This is a genomic window from Pantoea sp. E956-1 (assembly GCF_982223955.1).
Genome location: NZ_CEUYZP010000003.1, coordinates 170,717 through 193,137 on the forward strand (window position 1 = coordinate 170,717; position 22,421 = coordinate 193,137).

Annotated in this window: 19 protein-coding genes and 3 pseudogenes; 13 read left to right on the plus strand and 9 right to left on the minus strand. The window is 52.2% G+C overall.

The window, feature by feature from the left end; genetic code table 11:
* Nucleotides 1-74 precede the first annotated feature (74 nt).
* Nucleotides 75-983 carry a LysR substrate-binding domain-containing protein gene (locus AC0T7J_RS11400; protein WP_473794234.1) on the minus strand — a complete coding sequence of 303 codons (909 nt, stop codon included), beginning with the start codon at nucleotides 981-983 and terminating at the stop codon, nucleotides 75-77.
* 99 nt (nucleotides 984-1,082) lie between these two features.
* Here AC0T7J_RS11400 and AC0T7J_RS11405 point away from each other — a divergent pair, with 99 nt between their 5' ends.
* The gene (locus AC0T7J_RS11405) at nucleotides 1,083-1,856 is read left to right on the plus strand and encodes a HalD/BesD family halogenase (RefSeq protein WP_473794235.1); all 774 of its coding nucleotides are present in this window, start codon (nucleotides 1,083-1,085) and stop codon (nucleotides 1,854-1,856) included.
* 2 nt (nucleotides 1,857-1,858) lie between these two features.
* Here AC0T7J_RS11405 and AC0T7J_RS11410 read toward each other — a convergent pair.
* Nucleotides 1,859-1,972, minus strand: a pseudogene (locus AC0T7J_RS11410) (DUF2817 domain-containing protein); the annotation flags it as partial.
* Nucleotides 1,973-2,130: 158 nt separating this feature from the next.
* On the opposite strand from AC0T7J_RS11410, the pseudogene AC0T7J_RS11415 reads away from it, so the two are divergent.
* Together AC0T7J_RS11415 and AC0T7J_RS11420 are read left to right on the plus strand one after the other, a co-directional pair.
* Nucleotides 2,131-2,832: pseudogene (locus AC0T7J_RS11415) on the plus strand (hypothetical protein).
* Nucleotides 2,829-3,257, plus strand: coding sequence for a hypothetical protein (locus AC0T7J_RS11420; RefSeq protein WP_473794237.1), 429 nt, complete (start codon nucleotides 2,829-2,831; stop codon nucleotides 3,255-3,257). Before AC0T7J_RS11415 ends, AC0T7J_RS11420 begins: the two are co-directional and overlap by 4 nt.
* 296 nt (nucleotides 3,258-3,553) lie before the next feature.
* Here AC0T7J_RS11420 and AC0T7J_RS11425 read toward each other — a convergent pair.
* Nucleotides 3,554-4,465 (minus strand): annotated as a pseudogene (locus AC0T7J_RS11425) (LysR family transcriptional regulator).
* A gap of 126 nt (nucleotides 4,466-4,591) precedes the next feature.
* On the opposite strand from AC0T7J_RS11425, the gene AC0T7J_RS11430 reads away from it, so the two are divergent.
* From AC0T7J_RS11430 to AC0T7J_RS11440, 3 genes are all read left to right on the plus strand, one after another.
* Nucleotides 4,592-5,971 carry an MFS transporter gene (locus AC0T7J_RS11430; RefSeq protein WP_473794239.1) on the plus strand — a complete coding sequence of 460 codons (1,380 nt, stop codon included), beginning with the start codon at nucleotides 4,592-4,594 and terminating at the stop codon, nucleotides 5,969-5,971.
* A complete protein-coding gene (locus AC0T7J_RS11435) occupies nucleotides 5,968-6,363 on the plus strand; it encodes a DUF4440 domain-containing protein (protein ID WP_473794241.1) in 396 nt (131 codons plus the stop codon). The genes AC0T7J_RS11430 and AC0T7J_RS11435 overlap by 4 nt, the downstream gene beginning before the upstream one ends.
* A 478-nt stretch (nucleotides 6,364-6,841) precedes the next feature.
* Nucleotides 6,842-7,873, plus strand: coding sequence for a helix-turn-helix domain-containing protein (locus tag AC0T7J_RS11440; protein ID WP_473794243.1), 1,032 nt, complete (start codon nucleotides 6,842-6,844; stop codon nucleotides 7,871-7,873).
* Here AC0T7J_RS11440 and AC0T7J_RS11445 read toward each other — a convergent pair.
* Both AC0T7J_RS11445 and AC0T7J_RS11450 read right to left on the minus strand, forming a co-directional pair.
* Complete coding sequence (locus AC0T7J_RS11445) at nucleotides 7,815-8,870, minus strand: alpha/beta hydrolase family protein (RefSeq protein ID WP_473794590.1); 1,056 nt, start codon at nucleotides 8,868-8,870, stop codon at nucleotides 7,815-7,817. The genes AC0T7J_RS11440 and AC0T7J_RS11445 overlap by 59 nt on opposite strands.
* Before the next feature lie 264 nt (nucleotides 8,871-9,134).
* Nucleotides 9,135-10,343 carry an aldose 1-epimerase family protein gene (locus tag AC0T7J_RS11450; RefSeq protein WP_473794592.1) on the minus strand — a complete coding sequence of 403 codons (1,209 nt, stop codon included), beginning with the start codon at nucleotides 10,341-10,343 and terminating at the stop codon, nucleotides 9,135-9,137.
* A gap of 366 nt (nucleotides 10,344-10,709) precedes the next feature.
* Here AC0T7J_RS11450 and AC0T7J_RS11455 point away from each other — a divergent pair, with 366 nt between their 5' ends.
* The 4 genes from AC0T7J_RS11455 (at nucleotide 10,710) to AC0T7J_RS11470 (ending at nucleotide 13,787) form a co-directional block, all read left to right on the plus strand.
* Nucleotides 10,710-11,267 carry a peroxiredoxin gene (locus AC0T7J_RS11455; RefSeq protein ID WP_010670341.1) on the plus strand — a complete coding sequence of 186 codons (558 nt, stop codon included), beginning with the start codon at nucleotides 10,710-10,712 and terminating at the stop codon, nucleotides 11,265-11,267.
* Nucleotides 11,268-11,291: 24 nt separating this feature from the next.
* A complete protein-coding gene (locus AC0T7J_RS11460; RefSeq protein WP_473794245.1) occupies nucleotides 11,292-12,533 on the plus strand; it encodes a protein-disulfide reductase DsbD family protein in 1,242 nt (413 codons plus the stop codon).
* 71 nt (nucleotides 12,534-12,604) lie between these two features.
* On the plus strand, nucleotides 12,605-13,159 hold the full coding sequence (locus tag AC0T7J_RS11465) for a sigma-70 family RNA polymerase sigma factor (protein WP_473794247.1): 555 nt from the start codon (nucleotides 12,605-12,607) through the stop codon (nucleotides 13,157-13,159).
* Complete coding sequence (locus AC0T7J_RS11470) at nucleotides 13,146-13,787, plus strand: DUF1109 domain-containing protein (protein ID WP_473794249.1); 642 nt, start codon at nucleotides 13,146-13,148, stop codon at nucleotides 13,785-13,787. The genes AC0T7J_RS11465 and AC0T7J_RS11470 overlap by 14 nt, the downstream gene beginning before the upstream one ends.
* Before the next feature lie 81 nt (nucleotides 13,788-13,868).
* Here the strand turns inward: AC0T7J_RS11470 and AC0T7J_RS11475 are convergent, their stop codons facing one another.
* Nucleotides 13,869-15,020 (minus strand): MFS transporter, encoded by a 1,152-nt coding sequence (locus tag AC0T7J_RS11475; RefSeq protein ID WP_473794251.1) that lies wholly within the window; start codon nucleotides 15,018-15,020, stop codon nucleotides 13,869-13,871.
* Nucleotides 15,021-15,140: 120 nt separating this feature from the next.
* On the opposite strand from AC0T7J_RS11475, the gene AC0T7J_RS11480 reads away from it, so the two are divergent.
* Nucleotides 15,141-15,911: a DeoR/GlpR family DNA-binding transcription regulator gene (locus AC0T7J_RS11480; protein WP_473794253.1), complete on the plus strand. Its 771-nt coding sequence runs from the start codon at nucleotides 15,141-15,143 to the stop codon at nucleotides 15,909-15,911.
* A gap of 106 nt (nucleotides 15,912-16,017) precedes the next feature.
* Here the strand turns inward: AC0T7J_RS11480 and uilS are convergent, their stop codons facing one another.
* Nucleotides 16,018-16,878, minus strand: a complete 861-nt coding sequence (gene uilS / locus AC0T7J_RS11485; protein WP_473794255.1) for a UilS family quorum-quenching N-acyl-homoserine lactonase — start codon at nucleotides 16,876-16,878, stop codon at nucleotides 16,018-16,020.
* Between the two features lie 203 nt (nucleotides 16,879-17,081).
* Between uilS and AC0T7J_RS11490 the strand changes: the two genes are divergently transcribed.
* Nucleotides 17,082-17,492: a GFA family protein gene (locus tag AC0T7J_RS11490; RefSeq protein ID WP_473794257.1), complete on the plus strand. Its 411-nt coding sequence runs from the start codon at nucleotides 17,082-17,084 to the stop codon at nucleotides 17,490-17,492.
* A gap of 16 nt (nucleotides 17,493-17,508) precedes the next feature.
* On the opposite strand, the gene AC0T7J_RS11495 is transcribed toward AC0T7J_RS11490, so the two are convergent.
* On the minus strand, nucleotides 17,509-17,994 hold the full coding sequence (locus AC0T7J_RS11495) for a helical membrane plugin domain-containing protein (protein WP_473794259.1): 486 nt from the start codon (nucleotides 17,992-17,994) through the stop codon (nucleotides 17,509-17,511).
* The gene (fdhF, locus tag AC0T7J_RS11500) at nucleotides 17,994-20,966 is read right to left on the minus strand and encodes a formate dehydrogenase subunit alpha (protein WP_473794261.1); all 2,973 of its coding nucleotides are present in this window, start codon (nucleotides 20,964-20,966) and stop codon (nucleotides 17,994-17,996) included. Before fdhF ends, AC0T7J_RS11495 begins: the two co-directional genes overlap by 1 nt.
* Nucleotides 20,967-21,787: 821 nt before the next feature.
* Between fdhF and AC0T7J_RS11505 the strand changes: the two genes are divergently transcribed.
* Nucleotides 21,788-22,408: a response regulator transcription factor gene (locus AC0T7J_RS11505; RefSeq protein WP_473794263.1), complete on the plus strand. Its 621-nt coding sequence runs from the start codon at nucleotides 21,788-21,790 to the stop codon at nucleotides 22,406-22,408.
* The last annotated feature ends 13 nt before the right edge of the window (nucleotides 22,409-22,421 follow it).

Below are 22,421 nucleotides of genomic sequence, written 5' to 3' on the forward strand. Positions count from 1 at the left end.
AGTGATAATCTGACCCTGCGCCCGCTGATGGTCCCAGACTGGCGGGCGCAGGCGAGTCCGATCACGGCGACGGGCTATCCGCCGCTCGCGCCCAGTTGGCTTAACCAGCTGATCATCGCCTTACTGCCTGGCTGGCTCAGGGTGCGTTGCGGCCAGACAAGGTAATAGGGTTTGCTCAGCGGCAGGTAAAGATCATCCACTACCACCAGATCGCCCCGCGCCAGTTCCGCCGCGATAAGACGTCGCTGCCCCAGCAGCACACCAGCTCCCGCGACGGCCGCATCAATTGCCAGCGAGGTGAGATTAAAGCTGAATGCGGGCTGAGGCAGAGGTTCGTCCATGCCTTTAGCCTGAAACCAGCTTCGCCAGTCCGGCAGAAAACGGCCTTCATTGCCCCAGTCGAGATGGATCAGCGGCGCCTGGCTTAAGATCGTTTCCGTCGTAAAGCGATGTAACAGAGCAGGACTGGCCACCGGCAGCACGTCATCATGAAACAACTTCAGCTTATCTGACTGCGGGTAACGATCCTCACCAAAGCAGATCACGAAATCGGCGGGCATCGCGGTGAAATCGACCTGAGAATGCGTACCGTGTAACGAGAGATCGATATTCGGGCAATGGTCGCGCCAGCTCGCCAGCTGGGGCAACAGCCATTTGGACGCCAGCGCCGGTAATGTGAAAACGGTGAGTTTTGGCGCACTGGCCGCATGGCGGATGTTTTGCTGACCGAGATGCAGAATATCAAACGCCTCAGTGACATAGCGCAGATACTCTTTTCCGGTTTCGGTCAGCATCACGCCGCTCTGCGTTCGTAAAAACAGGGCGCTGCCGAGTTGCTCCTCCAGCTGGCGAATCTGCTGACTGACTGCCGCCGGGGTTAAGGCCAGTTGAGCGGCCGCTTTTGCCAGGCTGCCCAGTTCGGCAGCCACTTTAAATGACTGTATGACGCTGATCTTTGGCAACCGTGGAAATTGGGCAGGCATTAACTCTTCCTTATCAGGGCATTAAGTTTTTATCGTTACGCAGCGTTGCAGGCGACCGGTAGAGTAATATCACACCTGCTCATCATGAGAATTGTTGCTATGTCTGGTTCCCTTGTTCGTCTCGATCTTCATCCACTGGCCGATCATGGCTGGCGTCAACGTTGTCGTGAGCAGTTAAACCAGTCCGGTGCGCTGGTACTGCGGCAGTTTTTAAAACCAGACGTGTTAGAGGCGATCATCGAAGAGGGCAATGCACAACGTCACCTGGCTTATCACACCCGCAGCAAGCACAATGTCTATCTGATGAAACCTGATAACGCTTTCAGTGCTGAGCATCCGCGTAACAGGGATGTGCTCAGCACCAAAGGCTGTATTACGGATGATGTGATCGCTGCCCACTCGCCGCTGCGTCAGCTTTATAATGATGAGCTGTTCAGACATTTCCTGTGCGATGTGCTGGGTGAAAAAGCGCTCTATCCCTATGCTGACCCGCTTTCCTCGATCAACCTGCACTATGCATCACACGGCCAGGAGCTGGGCTGGCACTTCGACAACTCCTCATTTGCGATCACCTTACTGGTACAGAAACCGCTGGCGGGCGGGGTGTTTCAGTATGTGAGGGATCTGCGGGATGCCGATGCCGGTGAGATGAACTTCGCAGGCGTTGAAGCTGTGCTGGAAGAACGCCAGACCGTTGACGCGCTGGAGATAGATGCCGGGGATCTGGTGCTGTTTCGTGGCCGTAATTCCCTGCATCGCGTGACCCCAACTGAAGGCGAGGTCACCCGAATGCTGGCCGTGCTGGCTTACAATACGCAGCCCGATATTGCGTTGTCAGAAACCGCGCGTATGACCTTTTACGGCAGACTATGACATCACGGCGTGTCTGCAAGGGCACGCCAGCCGCCCAGAAAGATTTGCTGCGTGCGGAAAGCCATCAAAGCACGCCAGTCCGCATCTTCTGGCCAGAACCCTTCGACCTTCGTCTGAAAAAGCGTACCGATTAAGTTGGTAGCATTTCTTACCGAAGGTATTGGCATCATAAAAATTAATTTTAATGCATGCTAAAGTAGCATTGTTATTTTTGGGGTTAAAGGAAATACCGGTCAAATACCTTATGACTGCACCACAGGGAAGGGGGATAACGATGAGTATAAGAAGTGAAATTATAGATGGTAACCTTGCACAAATAAGTTCATACGGATTGATATATACGGAACTATTGGGCTGGGTAGACCTCGGACATGCACAGGGTACAGATATCCGACATTTATGGGCGCAAATGCTGCGTGGTGAGTCCCAAAGCGGACCAACTTATGATGTTACATATAAACAGTCAATGGTTGGCCTAAAACGTCGTCTGACAGTCGGTAAATCAATCACCTGACGCCTCAAAAAAGGCCTGAGATATCATCAAAAACAAAGCATTGCTCTTGCCATGATGATAACAGTAGCCAGAAGATTTGAAGGGCTTCAGGCTTCTTTTCCTTTCAGTTTGGCTAGCGATAGCGGGTTCAGCGGTGAAGATCTGGTATCAGACCTTCTCGGCTTTTACCAGGTTATGTCGTGTATGAACAATGTGTTCAGCTACCTGAAACCGATAAGCAAGGAAGAGGCTCTAAAACGGTGGGATCATTATGGAAAAATAGGCTCGTGGAAAAATGAAACATTCAAACCGCTGCTGTTCCCTGATCCGGTTCGTTCCCCCAACGGCAGACCACACTTCGGACAATTGCCAGACTTCATGAAAAGCGTCACGCCCTATAACAGGTGGACATCTGAAGATGTCGGTATTGTTGACCCTAATCGGGGTTTTATCCGTTTTGGCAGGGGAGTACCACGGGTATGAAAAAGCCACTAAAAATTACGCTGGCCGTTCTGATAGTATGTGTAACGGGTCTTTTTTATGGTTTGCAATATCTCAGCATGGAGTTCTCTGACGGTGCTAATTACACGGAAAAAGATAAGCGAGAATATAATTTTTATACTCCGAAATTGCTAAAAAATATGCCTCGTGTTAGTAGCGTCTACAGCTTCCATTATAGCAATGTGTCCGGACCCAATCCCGCACTGATTCATCAAGTGATTTTTTTTGGCACTACAGATTTGTCGAAAATTAACGCCTATCTGGAAAAGAACGGGTTTAAAAAAACAGAAATGTGCAATAAAAATAGAGATTGCTGGGTTGACCAGGATTCCAACATAACAGTATCGGTAGGGGTTGTGGAAAGCCCGGTCGCCATCCTGATCGAGATGATAGATAAGGCGGGATAAAATTGACGAGATTCGGCCAGGAATAATAAATTTCGTAAGCCCGGCTGATGTCGGGTTTTTAAAAAGCTAAAACACTAACTATATCATATAAACACAACCTCAAAAATAAAAGCCAATTAAAACAGTGTATTTATCAGGGCAGGGGAATAAGTAACTCCTATAATTCTAAAGAGGATGATATTTAATCAGATATTAAATGCTTATGATTCCCCGATGCTAAATAATCAATTTTAAGCGGTTAAAGTCAGCTCAAATAAATTAATTTCTAACCCATCAGAATAATGTCATGGATGCGCTTATTTTCTGCTGGATTGCGCTAAACGTTCATGCAGGAAATCTATAAACGCGCGTACTTTTTCTTGCACATGACGAGTATTAGGGTAGAGCGCGTAAATTCCCTGTCGGGGAAATTGATGATCGGGCAGCAGCCGTACTAATCCACCTTTATCAATCTCATCCTGCACCAGCCAGGCGGGCAGAATCGCCACGCCAGCACCGGCTAAAGCAAAAGCGAGTAAAGAAGAGGCACTGTCAGCCGTGATCATGGCAGGCTGAAATGCGCTCATCAGCACAGACTCGCCTTCGGGCGTGGTCACCTGCCAGCTGAGTGGCGTCTATAAACGGCTATGCGCAATCCATTTTGCTGACACGAGATGTGAAAGATCGCGGATAGACGCTTCATTCAGGCTGTTGAGATAACAAGGTGCAGCGACCGCCAGGATATCAAACTGATCGATAAGGCGGGCGTGATGACTGGAATCGACAAGATGGCCAAGTCTTATCGCCACATCAAAGCGGCCGGCAATCAGGTCGTCATTTTTTGATGAAGAGACGTGATGTATGCGTAACTGTGGGTGTTGGGCTGCAAAGTCAGCCAGGGCAGGGACGATCACACGAGCGCCATATTCCAGAGTGGTTGTAATCCGGAGTGTCCCGCTTAATCCAGCGTGATCACTTCTCACATCCTCTAATACGCTTTCCGCATCCTGAAGAAGCTGAAGGCAGCGATGATAAAATCTTTCACCCGTATCCGTCGCTGAAACGCGTCTGGTGCTCCTGATGAGTAACGAGACACCCAGCTCCTCTTCAAGATGTTTAATATTGAAACTCACAACGGCTTTGGTTAACCCGAGCGTCTGAGCTGCTCCTGTAAAACTGCCTGCCTCGACTACCGCGACAAAGATCCCCAGCCGCTGCATATTGATCATCCTGAACTCCGTTAGCGACTTCTCATTGTCAAAATATTTTTGACAGTGTAACAACGGCAAGTGAATTTATCCCAATAATTTAAGCACCTATACTGCGCGCCTTACGCTGATCTGTCTGGGAAAAAAATGAGCTATCGTGTGCGCGTAGCCAGTGTCTATCTGCTGGGATTTTTTATTGATCTGGTCAACATGTTTATCGCCAATGTTGCTTATCCTGAGATTGGCAGACATTTTGATGCCCCCATTAGCCAGCTGGCATGGATCAGTAATGGCTACATCTTAGGCCTGACGCTGGTCATACCGCTCAGTAGCTGGCTGGTCAGGCGCATGGGCGCAAAACGTCTGTTCATGCTCTCACTGCTTATTTTCATTGCGGGCACCTGTGGGGTAGGTGCATCAACGCCAGTTTCTCAGCTCATCGCCTTCCGAGGGATACAGGGCATCGGCGGCGGACTGTTGATCCCCATCGGTCAGACGCTGACCTATGCGTTATACAGGAGTAATGAACGTGCGAAGTTATCGTCAGTCGTGATGTTAATTGCACTGCTGGCACCCGCCTTGTCGCCAGCTGTTGGTGGAATAGTGGTTGAGAGTTTTAGCTGGCGCTGGGTTTTTCTTGCGAGCCTGCCGCTCGCGGTTGGTGCATTGCTGCTGGCGGGATGCTGGCTCAAAGCAGACAGACCGGCGAACTCATCTGAACCGCTGGACCTGGTGGGTTTAGTCAGTGGTTGTACCGCGCTCACGCTGATCCTTCTCGGACTGACATACCTCGGCGATGCTGACAGGCTTTATCAGGGCGCGATGATGCTGCTTGCTGGCATCCTTACTCTGGCGGGCTATGTGTGGGACGCACTTCGAAAAAGCCAGCCACTCATTAACCTGCATCTGATAAAGGATCCGCTCTTACAAACCGCAATGCTGATCTATCAGTTTATACCAGGCGTGTTCACCGGCGTCAGTATGATCACTATGCTATACCTGCAAAATCAATTGGGTATGCGTGCCAGCTTTGTTGGCGCGCTCATGCTGCCATGGTCTCTGGCTTCCTTTGCGGCAATTAGTCTGACAGGTAAGACGTTCAACCTCTGGGGACCACGCCCGCTATTTATCACCGGCTGTCTGTTTCAGGCGCTGGGAATTGGTCTGCTGGCGCTGACTGGACAGACATCGGACACCTTAGTCTGTGTACTTGCTTTCGCCTTGATGGGATTTGGCGGCAGCCTGTGTAGCAGCACGGCTCAGAGTTCTGCTTTTATTCACATCACCGACAGCGAACTTGCTGATGCCAGCGCACTCTGGAATATCAATCGCCAGCTCAGTTTTTGTCTCGGCGTTACGCTGGTCAGCCTGCTGTTCAACCTGATTGCGAATAACGGCATGCCGAAAGAACACGCTTATCACCTCTGTTTTGTTATAGCGGCATGTAGCGCTGTGATTCCGCTTCTGTGCTGTTTACGTATTTCAAATCAGAAGGTTATTTCTATGCTTAAAAGGGACCAAAAATGAACCGTTATTTTAAGGAAGTACTGGACGCCCACGAATTGATTCGCAACTGGCTGGGTAACAAAGAAGCGCATAATGATGTATGTGAGGAACTTTTAGCGCGTTTTAGTCCTGCATATTCTATGGTGACACCGGGCGGTGCCTTACTGGATTTCACGACACTAAATGGGTTTTTCCGCACTCAGCGCGGTGCACGTCCGGGTTTGGCGATTGATATCTGCGACATGCAGATGATTGCTGAGAGTGAAGGAAACGCCACGGTGGTATATAAGGAGTTACAACAGCTTCCGGGCCAGGAGGCCACACTGCGGTTTTCTACGGTTGTGTTCGAGGTAAATGATGCTGGCAAGGTCTTGTGGCGACATCTGCACGAGACTTCATTACCTAAGCCATAGATGCTGTCAATTCACAGTGTGTCAGGACGCGACAGGTTGAGAGCAACAGCGAGCAGGCTGAACCGCGCCGCTTAAACCAGCGATGATCGCAACTATCTATACCGTACCTATCGCCGTGAAAGAAACAGGGGTGGTGAGATGACGGCTTTATTTATCGTGCAAATTTCGCACCAGAGGCCGTTATACAAGGGGCTTCAGCAGGTTGTCTGAAGCGCCCGAATAAGGTTAAATTAGAGCTTTAGCCTTAATATTACCGTTTTGCCTTAAGTGCGCATAATCTATCTTATGTTAAATTAACGATAACGTAGTCATCCCCTCTTATCCTGTCTGCTGCTAATCAGTTTGATAATGCTGAAATAGTGGCGAAATCTCGCTTTATGGAAGCTCCAGCCCTGCATTTAACGCCCCCTGTCAAACAAGACAACCCGCAGGCAATTGTGTAATCATTCAGGAAATTTGCTGCTCTGGTTCTGCACCCATGCTCTCAGTGCCTTTTCCTGTCATTACACTTCTTGCTCTGCTGTTGCTGATGGCAACAATCTACTCCGGAAAACAACGTAACAACGGCACGCTGCGTTTTCTTTCTGCCTGTATCGTTCTTATTTCGATTAATACGATCCGCTGGGAGTATGACTCTGAGATTTTGAGAAATGTGCAGAGTGTGTTGGCAATGTTTTTACCTGCCATTGCATGGCACAGTTTCGTCCCGCTAAGCGAAGAAAGACGCAAACATGACTTACTGATTTTGCTTGTACCCGCAACAGTATCGCTATTGATCAGGCTGGTATGGGTGCCTGCTACAGACTTCATCCTCAGTCTGCTTTTTTTCAGCTATGGATTCGCCCTGCTAAGAAAAGCAGTGATTAGTGGAAAACCTACAAGGCTCAATACGCTGGGCGCAATAGCTCAGCATCATACTTTGACTTTTTTCGCAGGCAGCTTTCTGTGTCTCTCCGCGCTGACAGACCTTCTCATTGCAACTGACTTTGGTATCAGCGGTGGAAAACATGCCACTTCGATCATCCTCATCACTCAACTTGCGCTCCTGCCCATTGTCGGCACGATTATCTTCGGCTTTTTAAACTCATCCCAGCGCTTCGAACCTGTTATCGGGCAAAAAGCAGACAAGATCGATGATCCAGCGGCAGATATGACTGAGTTATATATGATACTCGAAAAACAGGTCCATGAAACAGAGCTCTACCTGAATCCCGATTTGACGCTTGCTCTACTCGCAAGGAAAACCGGCATACCCGCCCGCAATTTCTCTGCAGCCGTTAACTCGGTTAAACAGTGTAATGTATCTCAGTGGATCAATGGTTTCAGAGTTGAACGGGCAAAAGAGCTACTGCTTAACACTTCTTTGCCCGTTACTCATATCATGCTGGAGTCCGGATTCATGACTAAGTCTAATTTCAATCGTGAATTCCAGCGCCTTTCAGGCCTCTCCCCTAGTTTATTTCGTCAGCAGGGGCGTGATAACTCAGTACAGAATCCAGAAAAAGTGTGATTTTAGTCGTTATCAGTTGATGTAGTTCTGATCGACTAGCCCCCCTGTCGTCATGACAAACAATGCCATCGCCCGGCGTTCCATCGTCAATAAGTTTCTCTGCACCTGGTTTACATAACTGCATAAAACTGAAATGAGTCGCCCCCTTGATGATACTGAATTGTCGCAATGATCCGCGCATTTTATCAGCAAGATACTCAGATTCCTCAGAAGCAGGCAACTGACCCAACTTGTCATTACTGGCCGCGAGAATAAGTATGGGTATTTTAATTTTGCTCAGGCTATCAGGGGTAAAACCTGGCGCTAACCCCGCATCAAGTGATACGACGGCTTTGATTCTTGTATCAAGATTGTCAGATGACAAAATTTTATGCGCAGTAACGTCATCTATTCCAAGTTTGGTTGTCAGCTTACAGTCACCGCGAAGGACATGCTGCTGACAGTCATTCAGGAACAATGAAGGATCAAAACGCGCTCCAGCCAGCGACATGACTGTCCATCCTCCAAGAGAATGCCCAATAGCCGCAATGCGCTTATCATCTACTGTGCCAGATAAGTCAGAAGATCGACCGACGAAATCAATTACCCGGGAAATTTCACCAGGACGACGCCATAGTTTTCTGGCGTCTTCAGGATTATGATTAAAGGTCGTCGTGCCGGGGTGATCAGGCGCAGCTACAATGTACCCCTGAGCGGCCAATGCTGCAGCAAGCCAGGAAAGATTTTTCCAGCTTCCATTAAATCCATGTGAAATCAATACAAGTGGATGCTTTCCCGAAACGGGTGTGGCGTTACGGATAATCTCCACGCCGACAAAAGCGACATTTTCTCCAACAGTTTCACTTACTCCATTCTGAATCGCCGGATACCACACCGCTACTTTCAGAGGCTCTCCGTGGGTGTCTGACACTGTCACCTGGCGAAAACCCGGAGATGCCTGGACCTGCCAGCAGAAAAGTAAAACCGATGCTGCAATAAACACTGTTCTGAACATCATTGATGCCTTGCTGTGATAATTGAAGACCTGTTTGTAATCTGCCACAGCGTACGAATGCGTCCTCTTACACGATCCAGGTCTTCAAATTTGCAAAATCAGTGATTATTTATCCGTCTGCTTCAGTTTCATGGTGCCGCTCACAACCAGCGGCAAGTCAATAGTATCCATAGCGCGGCAGCCTGTAAGTCATAAAATCCGTACTCAAATCTGAAAACAAAAATCCCGATACGCGATATCACGTCATCGGGATTTCATTCATTCCAGTTACTCTTTCGCTATCGGCGTCTCGCTTACATCAATCTTCGTGTCACCCTGAATGCCCTTAATGCGTTTCTCAACGTCATTAACCTGCTCGCTGCTGTGCAGCAAGGTGTACGTCAGATCAAATGTTGTGCTCGCACCCGGTTGCAGTTGCTTCACACGTTTTTGTTCACGTTCAATGGTGACCGGATAGGCGTAACTGGTACCAGGTTCGATGCCGGTCACGTAGCCCTGTTTCAGGGTGTCGGTATTTTTCCATAGGGTAAGCATCGGGAGCTGACGCGTATCGAACTGAATGGATGCGCCGCTGTTGCCCGCTTTATTTATCACCGCAGCGACGGTCTGATGATTGCTGTCTGAAAGCGGCTTGATGTTGAACACCATCTCATCGAAGTCTTTAGTCGGACCTTTATAGGTCTGCCACGCTTTTAACCCGGCTTTCGCGTAGTCATTGAACGGGCTGATGCCGGACATCGGCGCCAGGAAGCGTGCGCCCTCTTCCAGAATCGGTTTGCCGAAGTTGCTGTGGTAGATGATCTGGTAATCGTGCGGATAGTCAGCGTGGTTAGTTAACACATCATGCAGGCTGAAACTGTTGCTGCCTGGCACGTAACGCAACTCGGTCATGGTCTGCAAATCAGCTTTCTTAAAGGTGCTCTCTTTAATCAGTCCGCGAATACGGATTTCGTGTGGTGCCGCATCGGCCACTTCAACTTCCAGCTGAGAAACCGGCGTATTCCCCGCTTTACCGTGCAGCGTATAGATTCGGCCTTCATCGGTGACCGGATGGCCGGTCCATTCGTAGCCGCAGCGCACCATCATCTCGTTGAAACCATCCAGCCAGCCCAGACCGTTGCGGCTCTCAAGATTGATGTAGGCAGGATTGACGACCTCTTTAACGGGTGAATCCCAGCCCATACGGGTGCCAAAGCCCTCAACACGCAGTAAATTCATGCCACGTGTCGGGCTTAGCGTGATGGTCAGGCCATCCTCGCTGCGGATCGTCAAAATTTTACTGCCTTCCTGCTTGCCGCCATGCAGGACTTTTTGCTCGATGCTGAACGGTTTACCCTGAGACTTCAGCTCACTACTGGAAATCTTCCAGTTTCCTTGGTCTGTGCCCTGTTCAGCACTTGTCAGCACCCAGGTTTTCGCCGCTGCGGAACCTGAAACCAGTACTGCCAGTACCGTTAACGCCAGTTTAATCTTCATCATTAACCCCATTGGCTGAATCGTTTTTTCATTGCTTAAGGGAAATTTACTTAATGGGACTGAAGATAAACGTGATGATGCTCACCTGTTGAGAAAAGGTGCATAGTTAGCCCTATTATTGTGGGCCAACTCACACTGATTGCGGTCAGTAAAGCATCGTTACAACGAATTTTGTGGAGTTAACTGTTATTGGCTTTATTCGATTCAGCAGCATACCAGCCGACAGATAAATGACGGAGGAGGCGCAACGACCCAATTAACAGAAAAAAAAATCTTTAACCGCGCAACTTTTTCCATTTTTAAACGAACCTGTAATCAGGGACGTCAGACAACTCCGTCTGTTCGTCAATGGAGAGAGTAAAGCCAATGAAAAACACCCTGAAAACCCTGGCCGTCGCTACGCTGCTGGCACTGAGTGTTCCGGCAACATCTGCTTTTGCAGCGTTACAGGTCGGTGAAAAAGCGCCGGACTTTAAACTGGAAGCCGCACTGGCCGGTAAATCGACCACCTTCTCATTGCAACAGGCGCTGCAGAAAGGTCCGGTTGTCCTCTACTTCTTCCCTGCTGCTTTCAGTGCAGGCTGTACGCTGGAAGCACACGATTTTGCTGAAGCGACCGATGAATTTAAAAAGCAGGGTGCGACCGTCATTGGCGTGACGGCGGGCAATACCGATCAGATTGCGAAATTCTCGCAGCTTGAATGCCGTGACAAATTTACCGTCGCAGCCGATCCCGGTGCCAAAGTTGCGGCAGAATATAAGAGCACCATGGAGATGAAAGGTCAGAAACTCTCAGACCGTACCTCTTACGTGATTGCGCCCGATGGCAAAATCCTGCTGAGCTTCACCGATAAAAATCCTGATACGCATATCCAGAAAGCGATGGATGCCGTTAAAAAATACCGTCAGGCCAATCCGGCATAACTTCATCTTCAGAGCAGGTACATCATGCTGACTGCGATTGCAGCCGCCTTCCTGGGCGGCATTATTCTGAACCTCATGCCCTGCGTGTTTCCGGTGATCTCGCTGAAAGCACTGAGCCTGATCCGCCATCACGAATCACCGTCCCACGCCAGAGCCGAAGGCCTGGCCTTTCTGCTGGGCGTCGTCGTGACGATGGTGGCTCTGACCGCGGTTCTGTTGCTGGCCAGGGCGGGCGGTGCATCGGTGGGCTGGGGATTCCAGCTGCAATCGCCGCTGGTCATCGCCGCGCTGATTCTGGTGATGCTTGGGTCGGCACTGAACCTGCTCGGTCTGTTTGAAGTGGGATTATCGGTACAGCGGGTTGGCGAAGTGGGAGGCGATCGCGGTGGTTTAGTCGGTTCAGCACTGACTGGCGCGCTGGCCATCATTGTCGCGACTCCCTGCAGCGCGCCCTTTATGGCCAGCGCGGTAGGCTATGCCCTTACCCAGCCTCCACTGATCAGTCTGGTGATCTTTATTTCACTGGCGCTGGGCTTTGCTGCGCCCTTCACTCTCATCTCATTCTTCCCGGTGCTGGCGCGAATTTTGCCAAAACCGGGAGCCTGGATGATCACGTTAAAGCAGGGGCTGGCGTTTCCCATGCTGGGCGCGGTGGGCTGGCTGATCTGGGTACTCGAACGTCAGGCGGGATCGGCGGCGCTGGCTGCCATTCTGGCCTGCTGTTTACTGTTTAGTTTCGCTGCCTGGCTGTATGGCATGGCGCAGAAACGCCGTATGATGGGACAGCGCCACTGGGTGCTGCATGTGGCGACCGCATTCTTCCTGGCGCTGGTCGTAGTACCGTTACTGAACCTGAACAGGTTTGCCGAGGCTCCGGCTGAAACGGCAACCGCCTCACAGGCTGCCGCCGCTGTGGCGTGGTCGCCCCAGAACGTTGATGCCATCAAAGGTCAGGGCAAGCCAATACTGGTGAACTTTACCGCATCATGGTGTATTACCTGCCAGGTTAACGATCGCACTTCGCTTTCGACGCAGGCGGTAAAAGCGGCGATGGCGCGTACCAACACCATTTATATGGTCGCGGATTCCACCAAATACAATCCCGATGTTGAACAGGCGCTGAGCGATTTCGGACGCGGTGGATTACCGCTCTACGTGGTCTACCCGGCTGACGGCGGTAAACCTGAGGTGCTGCCGCAGGTGCTGACGCCTGGCATTGTGATTTCAGCGCTGGATCAGGCGACACAAAAAGGAAATAAATCCTGAGATTACTGATGAAACGATTGCCTTGCGCGTTATCAGGGCACGGCAATAGCGTGCTGAACTGCTGATGATCGATGTCAGAAACTGATCAACGCGCACAGCAGTGGCCAGCATTAATGGCCCGGGCGCAAGCGGGCGACAGAGCTGCCTATAACCAGTTACTGAAAGCGATGGTTCCGGCCATCCGGGCACTGGTATGCAAAAAAATCCGTGACGAGGGACTGGTTGAGGATGTCATTCAGGAGACATTGCTGGCAATTCATCGGGTGCGGCATACCTACGATCCGCAGCGTCCGATACTCCCCTGGGTTGCTGCCATCGCCTCTGCCCGCGCCATTGATGCGCTGCGCCATCGCGGCCGTCGCCAGGAAGTACAGGATGAGGAAGAGCTGCAACGGCAACCCGCTACAAGTGCAGAGGCCTCGGTCGATACGGATATCCTCTCCGGTTATCTGGATAACCTTCCGCAGCGCCAGCGGGAGATCGTTGAATCCGTGCATCTGCGCGAGCAGAGCCTGGCGCAGGCAGCAGCTGAAACCAATCAGTCGCTCTCTGCGGTTAAATCTCTGTTGCATCGCGCAATGGTCAACCTTCGTAAATATGGACGGGGTCATCATGAGAAATCATGACCAGTTAATTAATCAGCTCAGCGCGTCTGCGCAGCCGGTGCAGCGTGTCTGGCCCACTGCCTGGCGGGTCGCGGGCTGGATTGCGCTTGCCCTGCCCTGTGGCGCGCTGACCAGCTGGGCATTTCACAGCCGTTTCACTGACTGGTCTCAGCCTGGCGCGTTTTTTGCGCTGGTTGCCCTGCTGCTGTCACTGATCATCGCGGGCAGCACGCTGGCTGCTGCGTTTACGTTGAGTATTGCAGGCAGAAAACCGATCGGCCTGCGCTGGCCGCTGCTGATGGCGGTGATGTGGCTGATGCTGAATCTGATCAATATGTCATCTTCCGCACCGCCATCGGACGCAAACCGGTTGGGTGAAGGGATGCACTGCTATCTGTTTATGCTCTCGGCCAGCGTGCCGATGATGCTGATGTCCGTGTTCACCCTGCAGCGCACCCGATCTCTTTATCCTGCGCGCAGTCTGGCGCTGAGCGGCTGTGGCAGTGCGTTTACTTCATCGATGCTGCTGTCGCTGTGCCACGATACCCATCTGCACGCCCTCGATTTTTCTATGCATCTGGCTGCGGGCATCACCATCGTGGCGCTGACGGTGCTGGCAGGCCGCCGCTGGGTCAGGCTGGGAAAGTAATGGCAGGTCGCTTCCGTTCCTCCTGAAGATGACTCCGCGCCCCGTTCAATCAAATTCTGTCAGGAGCGCGAGCTGGGTGATTTATGCGTTCTCTCCCGAGCGACTACGGCCCAGATCCAGGGTCAGAGAGACCGCACCGACGATCAGCATCAGCGCCATAATCAGTGAAAATGAGAAAGCGAGATGCGTGTAATGCGCCACGTAGCCAATCACGGCTGGCCCGCTCAGGACACCCAGATAGCCCAGAGTAGTAATGGCAGGCACGGCGACTGCCTGCGGCATCACCGTCTGACGTCCGGCGGCAGAAAACATCACCGGCACGATATTGGCGCAGCCTGCGCCGACCAGGGCGTAACCCAGCAACGCCAGCGGCCATGAGGCGATAAAGGTCACCATCGCCATGCCAGCCGCGGCAACCAGTGCGCCGCCCAGCACAACCGGTAAACGTCCCAGCGATGAGATAATCCGATCGCCGGTCAGACGTGCCGCGGTCATCGCAATGGCAAAGCAGGTATATCCCAGCCCGCCCAGTGACGCCGGAATGGCCCGGACGTCGGTCAGATAGACAGCACTCCAGTCCAGCACGGTGCCTTCGGTCAGGAAGACGGCAAAGCAGATGATGCCGATAATCAGTACGCTGCCGCGCGGAACAGCAAACACAGGGCCTTCAGCGGGGTTCGCGTAGGTCAGTAAGCCCGGTGCGCTGACCAGCGTCATGATAATCACCGCCACAACTGCCAGAAAACAGCCGGTCAGTACGCTAAAACCCATCGCCAGCAGCAGCGTCATAAAGCCCGCCCCGGCAATGCCGCCCACACTGTACATGCCGTGAAAGCCTGACATGACTGGCTTCGCCGCCTGCTTCTCCACCAGAATCGCCTGGATGTTCATGGCGCAGTCTGTTACTCCAATGCCGACGCCAAAAACCAGCAACGCCAGCGCCAGCAACAGCGGGTCGCTCAGCACCGACAGCCATGGCGTACTGATGATGACCAGCGCGACAGCGACCAGAATCACCCGCCGGCAGCCAAAGCGGCTGGTCAGCCAGCCCGTTACCGGCATCGCAATCAGTGCGCCGACGCCAAGACAAAGCAGCAAGGTACCCAGTTGCGCCTCATCAACCCCGGTATTGCCGCGGGCGAAAGGCACAATCACCGCCCAGGTCGCGGTGATAAATCCGGCTATAAAAAAGATGATGCGTGTTGCCAGCGTGGAAGAGACGTTATTAGCCATTGCATTCCTTTGAGGGATATCAGGGGGAGCAGACAGGACAGAGAGATCGCTATTGACTGCCTGCCCGGCAGTGAACGATTATGCTCACTATAGCTCGATTGTGAATTTTTTGAGGTTTATATGCTCGATTATGCAGCTTTCCCACAGCAGCGACAAGCGCTGATTCGCGAGATATTGCAGGACAAAGGACGGGTGGTCTGCGCTGACCTGGCACGGCAAATGGCCGTATCAGAACACACGATCCGCCGCGATCTCCATGAGCTCAGTAAAGAGGGTTTATGTAAAAAGGTCTATGGCGGTGCGGTATTACAGCTGCAGGAAGCGGGCAGCTTTGTCAGCCGGAAAGCTCACGATCACGCAGCAAAAGCCCTGATCGCGCAGGGCTGTGCCAGCCTGGTGAAAGCCAATAGCTGCATCTTTATTGATGCCGGCACCACCAATCTGGCGCTGGCACAGGCGCTCTCACCAGATTTAAATATCACCGTCGTCACTAATGCGCCCGATATTGCTGCGCTACTGATCAACCATCCTGTCGCGGAGGTGATTATGCTGGGCGGGCAGATACAGAAAAGCACCGGCGGCGCGGTGGGGCAAACCGCGATCAACCAGATCCAGGGCATTCTGTTTGATCAGGCGTTTATTGGCGGCTGCGCCATGAGCCCGGAGGCCGGTCTGACCGGTTTTAACTATGCGGATTGCGAATTCAAGAAAGTCGCCATGGCGCAAAGCAATCAGGTCATTGTCGGGCTGACCGCGGATAAAATCCCTGCCGTGGCGCGGTTCAGCGTGGCGAAATGCCGTGAAATTTCAACGCTCGTCGTGGAAGAGAAGCTCGATAAAGAACTGCTTGAGGCGTTTGAAGCGGAAGAGATGACGCTTATCACGGTCTGAGCCAGCGAAATATCGTGTCACGTTCGCGGTCGCAGCAAATACGCGCGTTCTTGCCCGGCCCGCTCCTCTCGTCATTGATGACCACGAAAAGCGAGCCTGCTTCAGATTACAGATGCGTTGCGAACCATGCAGTCTGCACCTTAATCACCGACGCAAAATGTTGACCGCTGTAGATATCGTAATGGCGGGCCTCCTGGGCCACAAACAACTGTTTGTCAGCCGCGGCAACGGCATCAAACAGCGCACGTCCTTGCTCAGGTGGGTTCACGCTATCCTGCCCGGCAACCACGACCAGTGTCGGACAAGTCACTTTTTCAGCATTCACGGCGGGTTTGTAGCGCAGCGTTTCTATGACGGTTAAAAACGGGATTTTGACATCCATTTTTGGGTACTGATGCCGGTTCTGCTCGAAGAACGCTTTTGACTCGTCATCGTTCAGCACGCGGGTGATGGCAACAAACATCTCCTTGCCACTGTTCTGGCGCTTTTGATCCATTTTCTCCAGCGTGGCGATAAAGCCTCTCTTTTCTGCCGCATCCATTTGTCCGGTGACAATCTCTTCACCGTCCGCAAAGGCCAGCTGACTGACAACACATTTCACATCCGGGTTGTTCGCTGCCGCACCAAAGATGTGACAACCGCCAAATGAGGTGCCCCATAATCCGATTCTGTCCGGATCCAGCGCTGGGTTTTGTTTTGCCCACGCGATGACTGAGAGTATGTCAGCAATCTGCATTGCAGGAACCAGACGGCCTCTTTCCCCTTCACTGTCACCAAATCCGCGATAGTCAAAGGTCACGGTGGCAAAACCTGCGTGCGTAAATGCCTCCGCGAACGCAGGCAGTAAAATCTCCCGGATCCCGCAAAAGCCGTGGCAAAGAATAATCACCGGGGATTTAGAAGCCGCAGTGGGCTGACGCAGTGTCAGTACGATGCCTTCAGGCAATGTATGGGTTGATAATTCCATCGTGAGTCATGCTCCTGGTTAAGCGTTCAGGTTACGAAAAGCCAGAACGTACCCTTTCACAACGTAACGGTTTTTACTTCGATCCAGATCAGACGGGTAATACTTAATGTCCGAATAGTGGACAAATTAGCACGCGATGCTGCCAAATCCCAGGCTTTGGCGTAGGCTCAAATCTGGCGGGTTTCACGACACAGGAGATCACGATGCAAAATGAAATGACAGCACAATGCCACTGTGGCGCAGTGGCGTACCGGGTGACGCTGAAGGATGGATTTAATACGGTGCGCCGCTGCAACTGCTCGTTTTGTCGGATGCGCGGCGCGGTAGTGGTGTTTGCGACAAAAGTGGAGCTGACCCGGGGCGAAGCGCAGCTCACCGAATATCGATTCAACAGCAAAGAGGTGGGTCACTACTTCTGTTCCGTTTGCGGCATTTATACCTTTCATCAGAGTCGCTCACAGCCCGATCAGTTCGGGGTGAATGTCGCCTGCCTTGAGGCGATTTCGCCGTTTGATTTCACCGATGTTCCGGTCTCCGATGGCATCAATCATCCAAAAGATGGCGGCGCGGGCGGTGTAGCCGGTCATCTGATCTACACCCCCACGCAATCCTGAACGATCGCAGGCCGAGCTACTCCCGTGTGGACTTGCCACTGAAGCGGGTAATCGGCTTCTGCTCTTCTCGATCGATCTGGTGTGAGAAGACTTCAAGCGCCGCGAAGATTGGGCGCAGTCCGCGCCACAGATCTTCATCATTGAGTAATCGGATAATGCCGCGGATGCCCGGCGCGGCTTTTTCTTGCCGGGCCTCATCGCGCGCCGGTTTAACGGCCATCGCGGCATCGCGAATCGCCAGCAGCAGATGATTAAACCGTTCTGGCGGCACGCTGCCCAGTGTCATCATCAGCAACGAAAGGTTCTGCAGAGCACTCTGGGTGCCTGGCTGATTAAGGCCCGAGACCAGAATTTTTCCCACCTCGCTGTTTGATTTAACCAGATCGTTCGCCAGCCTCAGAAAGCCGTGCTGGTGAAGATTTTCAATTAGCTCATCCATCGCCTCCCGCGCGGTTGGCTCGGTACGTGCAGGCGTGACCTGATATTTCATCCGTTCTGCCATTAGAATTTCTCCGGTTTTTCGACATGTTCAGGCGGTTCACGATAGCCTGTCTGCTGCCATTTTTGCTCAATCGGCAGGTGATCCAGTGGCGTACGACTGCCATGACGGAAGTTGTGTAGCGGCATCGGATTCGGCTGTGACCGGCGATCGATACGCTTCATATTTACGGCGACCTCTTTGTAAGCTGGTGTATTAACATCAGGATCGTGATGCTCACCGGTCAGCGTGTTGACGCCATCTTTGCCATGATGAATCGGCATAAACAGCACATTGCCTGACACGCGATCAGTGATTACAACGGGCACATCCAGCGATCCGCGCCGCGAGGTAATGCGCACCCACTCTCCTTCGTTAAGCGCGCGCTCGGCGGCCAGTTCCGGTGAGACCTCAACAAAGGCATTGGGCGACAGTGACATCATGCGGCCACCCTGCCCGGTCTGATTCATCGACTGGAAATGCTCCAGCATCCGGCCATTATTCAGCAGCAGATTATACTGTGAATCCTCCTGCTCGGCGGGCGGCTGCCAGCTCAGCGGATAGAGTCGCGCTTTACCATCGGGGAAGTTAAATCGTTCTGTATACAGAAGCGGCGTACTTTCGCCAGCGGCGCTGACCGGCCAGAGCTGGGACTGCCAGCCGACCAGTTGCTCATAGCTGACACCCGCGAAAATCTCTGCGATGCCAGCGGCTTCTGCCATAATTGCGCCCGGATTTGGATAATACCAGGGATGACCAAGCCGGGCGGCGAGATCGGTAAAAATCTGCCAGTCGGGACGGCAATCGCCCAGCGGCTTCATGGCGGGTGAAAAGTGCTGGATCCGCCGCTCGGTGTTCACGAACGTGCCCTCTTTCTCCACGCTGGGCGCACCGGGCAGCACCACATCGGCAAACTCGGCTGTGCGTGACATGAAAATGTCCTGTACCACCATAAATTCCAGCTTGCTGAAGGCAGGGTGAACAGAGTTTGAATCTGCATCTGCAAACGCCGTCTCTTCACCGGTGATGTACATGGCGCGGATTTTACCTTCACCGGCCTGCTGCACCATTTTGAAGTTATCTGCGCCGGGCTGATCAGAAAGCGCTTCCGGAGAGACGCCCCAGGCACGCGCCCATTTTTCCCGAACTACGGCGTCAGTGACCTTTTCATAACCCGGATAAACATTGCTCAGGCAGCCAAAGTCGCTGGCGCCCTGCACATTGTTGTGTCCGCGCATTGGAAAGCCGCCGGTGCCTGACCGGCCATAGTTGCCGGTGACCAGCAGCAGATTCGACAGCGCCGTACTGGTGTCAGCGCCATGGCTGTGCTGGGTAATCCCCATCGCCCACAACACACAGGCGCTGCCCGCCTGGCCGATCATATCTGCAGCTTCAATCAGTTCTGATTCGCTCAGTCCACAGATCTCACTGGCAAAGGCCAGCGTAAAGGGAGCAAGTGAGGCGCGGTACTCATCGACCTGGTTGACGCGCTGCGCCAGAAAAGCGTCATCGGCATAACCGTGATCGAACATATATTTAGCCATCGCCGAAGCCCAGACCAGGTCAGTGCCGGGTCGGATGCGCAGATAGCAGTCAGCCCGTTCCGCCATTTCATGGCGGCGCGGATCAACGACCAGCAGTTTCTGACCGCGATGTTTGTGGCTCTGTTTGATGTGGGAAGCAATCACCGGATGGTTCTCAGCCAGATTGCTGCCGACCAGGACAATCAAATCGGTCTGTTGCAGATCCGCTATCGTCCCGGCATCGCCGCCGTAACCTACCGTGCGGAACAGCCCTTCTGTGGCTGGGTTCTGGCAATAGCGCGAGGAGTTATCAACGTTGTTGGTGCCAAAGATTAAACGGGCGATTTTCTGCGTAAGATAGGCCTCTTCATTACTGGCCTTGCTGGAGCCGATAAAGCCAATCGCATCGCCACCATACTTCTGTGCAACGCCCTGTAATCCTTCGGCTACCCGCTGCAAAGCTTCATCCCAACTGGCGGGCCGGAAACGACCATTTTCGCGGATCAATGGGGTTGTCAGGCGCTCCGGGCTGTTGACGAAATCCCAGCCGAATTTACCTTTAACGCAGGTCGAGATGCCGTTGGCCGGCGCTTCGGCAACCGGCTGAACTTTCAGGATATGGCGGTCACGGGTCCAGATCTCAAAGCTGCAGCCCACGCCGCAATAAGTGCAGACCGTTTTGGTGCGTTTGATTTCAGACTGGCGCAGCGCCACATCGATTTTTGAAACGCCGGTAATCGGCTCCATGCCGATGCTGTTTTCCAGCGTTTTAACAAAGTCGATCAACGGACGCTTCAGCCCCTCATCCATCGCGGTAAAGGGGCCCGCATCGGGCTGCATGGTTTTTTCCAGCAGCGCATTGCACGGGCAAACAGTGACGCAGTGCCCACAGCTGACGCAGCTTGAACCGGCGATTTCCATTCCGCCATCCCAGAGCACGCGCGGATGCGCCTGGGTGTAGTCAATAGACAGCGTCTCATTGACCTCAACATTCTGGCATGCCTCGACACAGCGACCGCATAAAATGCACTGGTCAGGATCGTAGGTGTAAAACGGATTGGAATGATCTTTAGCGTAGGGCTTGGGCTGATGAGGATAGTACTGAATCGGAATGTGCATATCGGCCACAGCATTATGCAGCGTGCAGTCACCGGTATTGTGCTCACAGACGGTACAGTAAAGCTCATGCCGGTTGAGTAAGCGATCCATTCCCTCCTGCTGCGCGGCCTTAAGCGCACTGCCTTCACTCTGCACTGTCATCCCCTCTTCAGTGCGGAGCGTGCAGCCGCGAACCCGCTCGCCGTTGGCATCTACCCAGCAGACATCACAACTTTGCAGTGGCGGCAACGCCGGGTGGTAACAGACATGAGGTAGCTTTTTCCCGTGAGCATCCAGAAAATCGATTAGTGGTTGATCAGCTAACCCTTTTAACCGTTCACCATTAAAGAGAATGGTGCAGTAATTTTCACTCATATAAGCCTCATGACGATATTGCGACGAGCTTCCGACTGGAAAATATCCCTCTATTTAAGGGGTTGCCTCACAAGCTTAGTGAGGATTGTCAGCCGCGCCATGAATACCGCTACGCTTATTAAGGTTACTTGCTGACAGACAAGGCTTTTTTAAATGTAATGACTTTTTACCGGATAAAAACGGGTCAGGTATTACCCGGCTGATAGTGAGAATCTGGCAGAGAGGCTTTGCGTTGCTCAGCATTGGCCGCACAATGGTGATGCCGAGGAATAAAGATTGGTCACTATGTATGTTGTAACTATATATCCCGACCTCTTATTCTGCTTCAAGGTACAGGGCAAGCGTCGGCTTACTTATCAATACATCGTTGTGCCCTCAGGAAAATTAATGATCAGGTCCGCCGTAAGTTATCAGATCACTCCCGAATTAATTACGAACCGCCACTAACTTATTACGCTATACATCAGGCTGAAACGATCTAATCTGGATAACGGATTTATGGATTATTTCAGTTATTGAACGGGACTATTCTCCTGCCCGTAAGTGAGCGAACAATTTATGGCATAGCTGTGTCGATCAAATGACAGTTAAAAGCAGTGATGACCAGAATAACGGCACACTTCACCGAGGCTGGCGTTCACATTTTAGTCATATCTATCAGCCATTTATCTAAATTTTAACAAGCTGATAATTATAAGATGATAATGATAACTATTATGGTAATATCCTGTTAACCCTGCCCGACACTTTCTCATCAGGGCCTTTTTCCGCGTCATGCTTAATTAGATTATCAGTAAATACCTGGCTGAAATGAGGTCCCTATGAATCCCATCGTTTATATCGTTGACGACGACGCTGCTGTGACTGCTGCACTGCATAATCTGCTCACCGCCGACGATTACACGGTTATCTCATTTTCTTCGGCTGATGATTTCCTGGCTCACACTTTTACTCCCCTTCCCTGTTGCCTGATTCTGGATATTAATCTGCCGGGCGCAGATGGATTTGATGTCGCACAGGCGTTGATCGATCGTGGCTACGCCATTCCCACTATCTTCTTAACCGGCTTCGGGACGATTCCGGTCACGGTGCGGGCGATGAAAACCGGTGCTTATGAGTTTCTGACTAAACCTGTCGATCCCGACCGTATTTTGCAGGCAGTTTCAGAAGCCTTACACATCGCCGGGCAGAATATGGCCTCTTCCGAGGAACGAAGGGAGATACTTGAGCGACATCAGACCCTGACACCGCGTGAAAGTGAGGTCATGCTGCTGGCGATTAGCGGCCTGCTGAATAAGCAGATCGCTGCTGAAATGGGCGTCAGTGAGATCACGGCTAAAGTTCACAAGCGGCGGGTGATGGAGAAGATGAAGGCGCGGTCACTAACCGATCTGGTGCGGGCGGCAGAGCGGCTCAATATTGATCATACCCGACGCCGCTAAGGCCAGGCAGACA

What these genes read in the sequence shown, in the direction of transcription:
- AC0T7J_RS11400 (WP_473794234.1), bottom strand. Translation starts at nt 983, where the DNA reads ATGCCTGCCCAATTTCCACGGTTGCCAAAGATCAGCGTCATACAGTCA.
- AC0T7J_RS11455 (WP_010670341.1), top strand. Translation starts at nt 10,710, where the DNA reads ATGAAAAACACCCTGAAAACCCTGGCCGTCGCTACGCTGCTGGCACTG.
- AC0T7J_RS11405 (WP_473794235.1), top strand. Translation starts at nt 1,083, where the DNA reads ATGTCTGGTTCCCTTGTTCGTCTCGATCTTCATCCACTGGCCGATCAT.
- AC0T7J_RS11420 (WP_473794237.1), top strand. Translation starts at nt 2,829, where the DNA reads ATGAAAAAGCCACTAAAAATTACGCTGGCCGTTCTGATAGTATGTGTA.
- AC0T7J_RS11490 (WP_473794257.1), top strand. Translation starts at nt 17,082, where the DNA reads ATGCAAAATGAAATGACAGCACAATGCCACTGTGGCGCAGTGGCGTAC.
- AC0T7J_RS11445 (WP_473794590.1), bottom strand. Translation starts at nt 8,870, where the DNA reads ATGATGTTCAGAACAGTGTTTATTGCAGCATCGGTTTTACTTTTCTGC.
- AC0T7J_RS11460 (WP_473794245.1), top strand. Translation starts at nt 11,292, where the DNA reads ATGCTGACTGCGATTGCAGCCGCCTTCCTGGGCGGCATTATTCTGAAC.
- AC0T7J_RS11465 (WP_473794247.1), top strand. Translation starts at nt 12,605, where the DNA reads ATGTCAGAAACTGATCAACGCGCACAGCAGTGGCCAGCATTAATGGCC.
- AC0T7J_RS11450 (WP_473794592.1), bottom strand. Translation starts at nt 10,343, where the DNA reads ATGAAGATTAAACTGGCGTTAACGGTACTGGCAGTACTGGTTTCAGGT.
- uilS (WP_473794255.1), bottom strand. Translation starts at nt 16,878, where the DNA reads ATGGAATTATCAACCCATACATTGCCTGAAGGCATCGTACTGACACTG.
- AC0T7J_RS11440 (WP_473794243.1), top strand. Translation starts at nt 6,842, where the DNA reads ATGCTCTCAGTGCCTTTTCCTGTCATTACACTTCTTGCTCTGCTGTTG.
- AC0T7J_RS11435 (WP_473794241.1), top strand. Translation starts at nt 5,968, where the DNA reads ATGAACCGTTATTTTAAGGAAGTACTGGACGCCCACGAATTGATTCGC.
- AC0T7J_RS11480 (WP_473794253.1), top strand. Translation starts at nt 15,141, where the DNA reads ATGCTCGATTATGCAGCTTTCCCACAGCAGCGACAAGCGCTGATTCGC.
- AC0T7J_RS11495 (WP_473794259.1), bottom strand. Translation starts at nt 17,994, where the DNA reads ATGGCAGAACGGATGAAATATCAGGTCACGCCTGCACGTACCGAGCCA.
- AC0T7J_RS11475 (WP_473794251.1), bottom strand. Translation starts at nt 15,020, where the DNA reads ATGGCTAATAACGTCTCTTCCACGCTGGCAACACGCATCATCTTTTTT.
- AC0T7J_RS11470 (WP_473794249.1), top strand. Translation starts at nt 13,146, where the DNA reads ATGAGAAATCATGACCAGTTAATTAATCAGCTCAGCGCGTCTGCGCAG.
- AC0T7J_RS11430 (WP_473794239.1), top strand. Translation starts at nt 4,592, where the DNA reads ATGAGCTATCGTGTGCGCGTAGCCAGTGTCTATCTGCTGGGATTTTTT.
- AC0T7J_RS11505 (WP_473794263.1), top strand. Translation starts at nt 21,788, where the DNA reads ATGAATCCCATCGTTTATATCGTTGACGACGACGCTGCTGTGACTGCT.
- fdhF (WP_473794261.1), bottom strand. Translation starts at nt 20,966, where the DNA reads ATGAGTGAAAATTACTGCACCATTCTCTTTAATGGTGAACGGTTAAAA.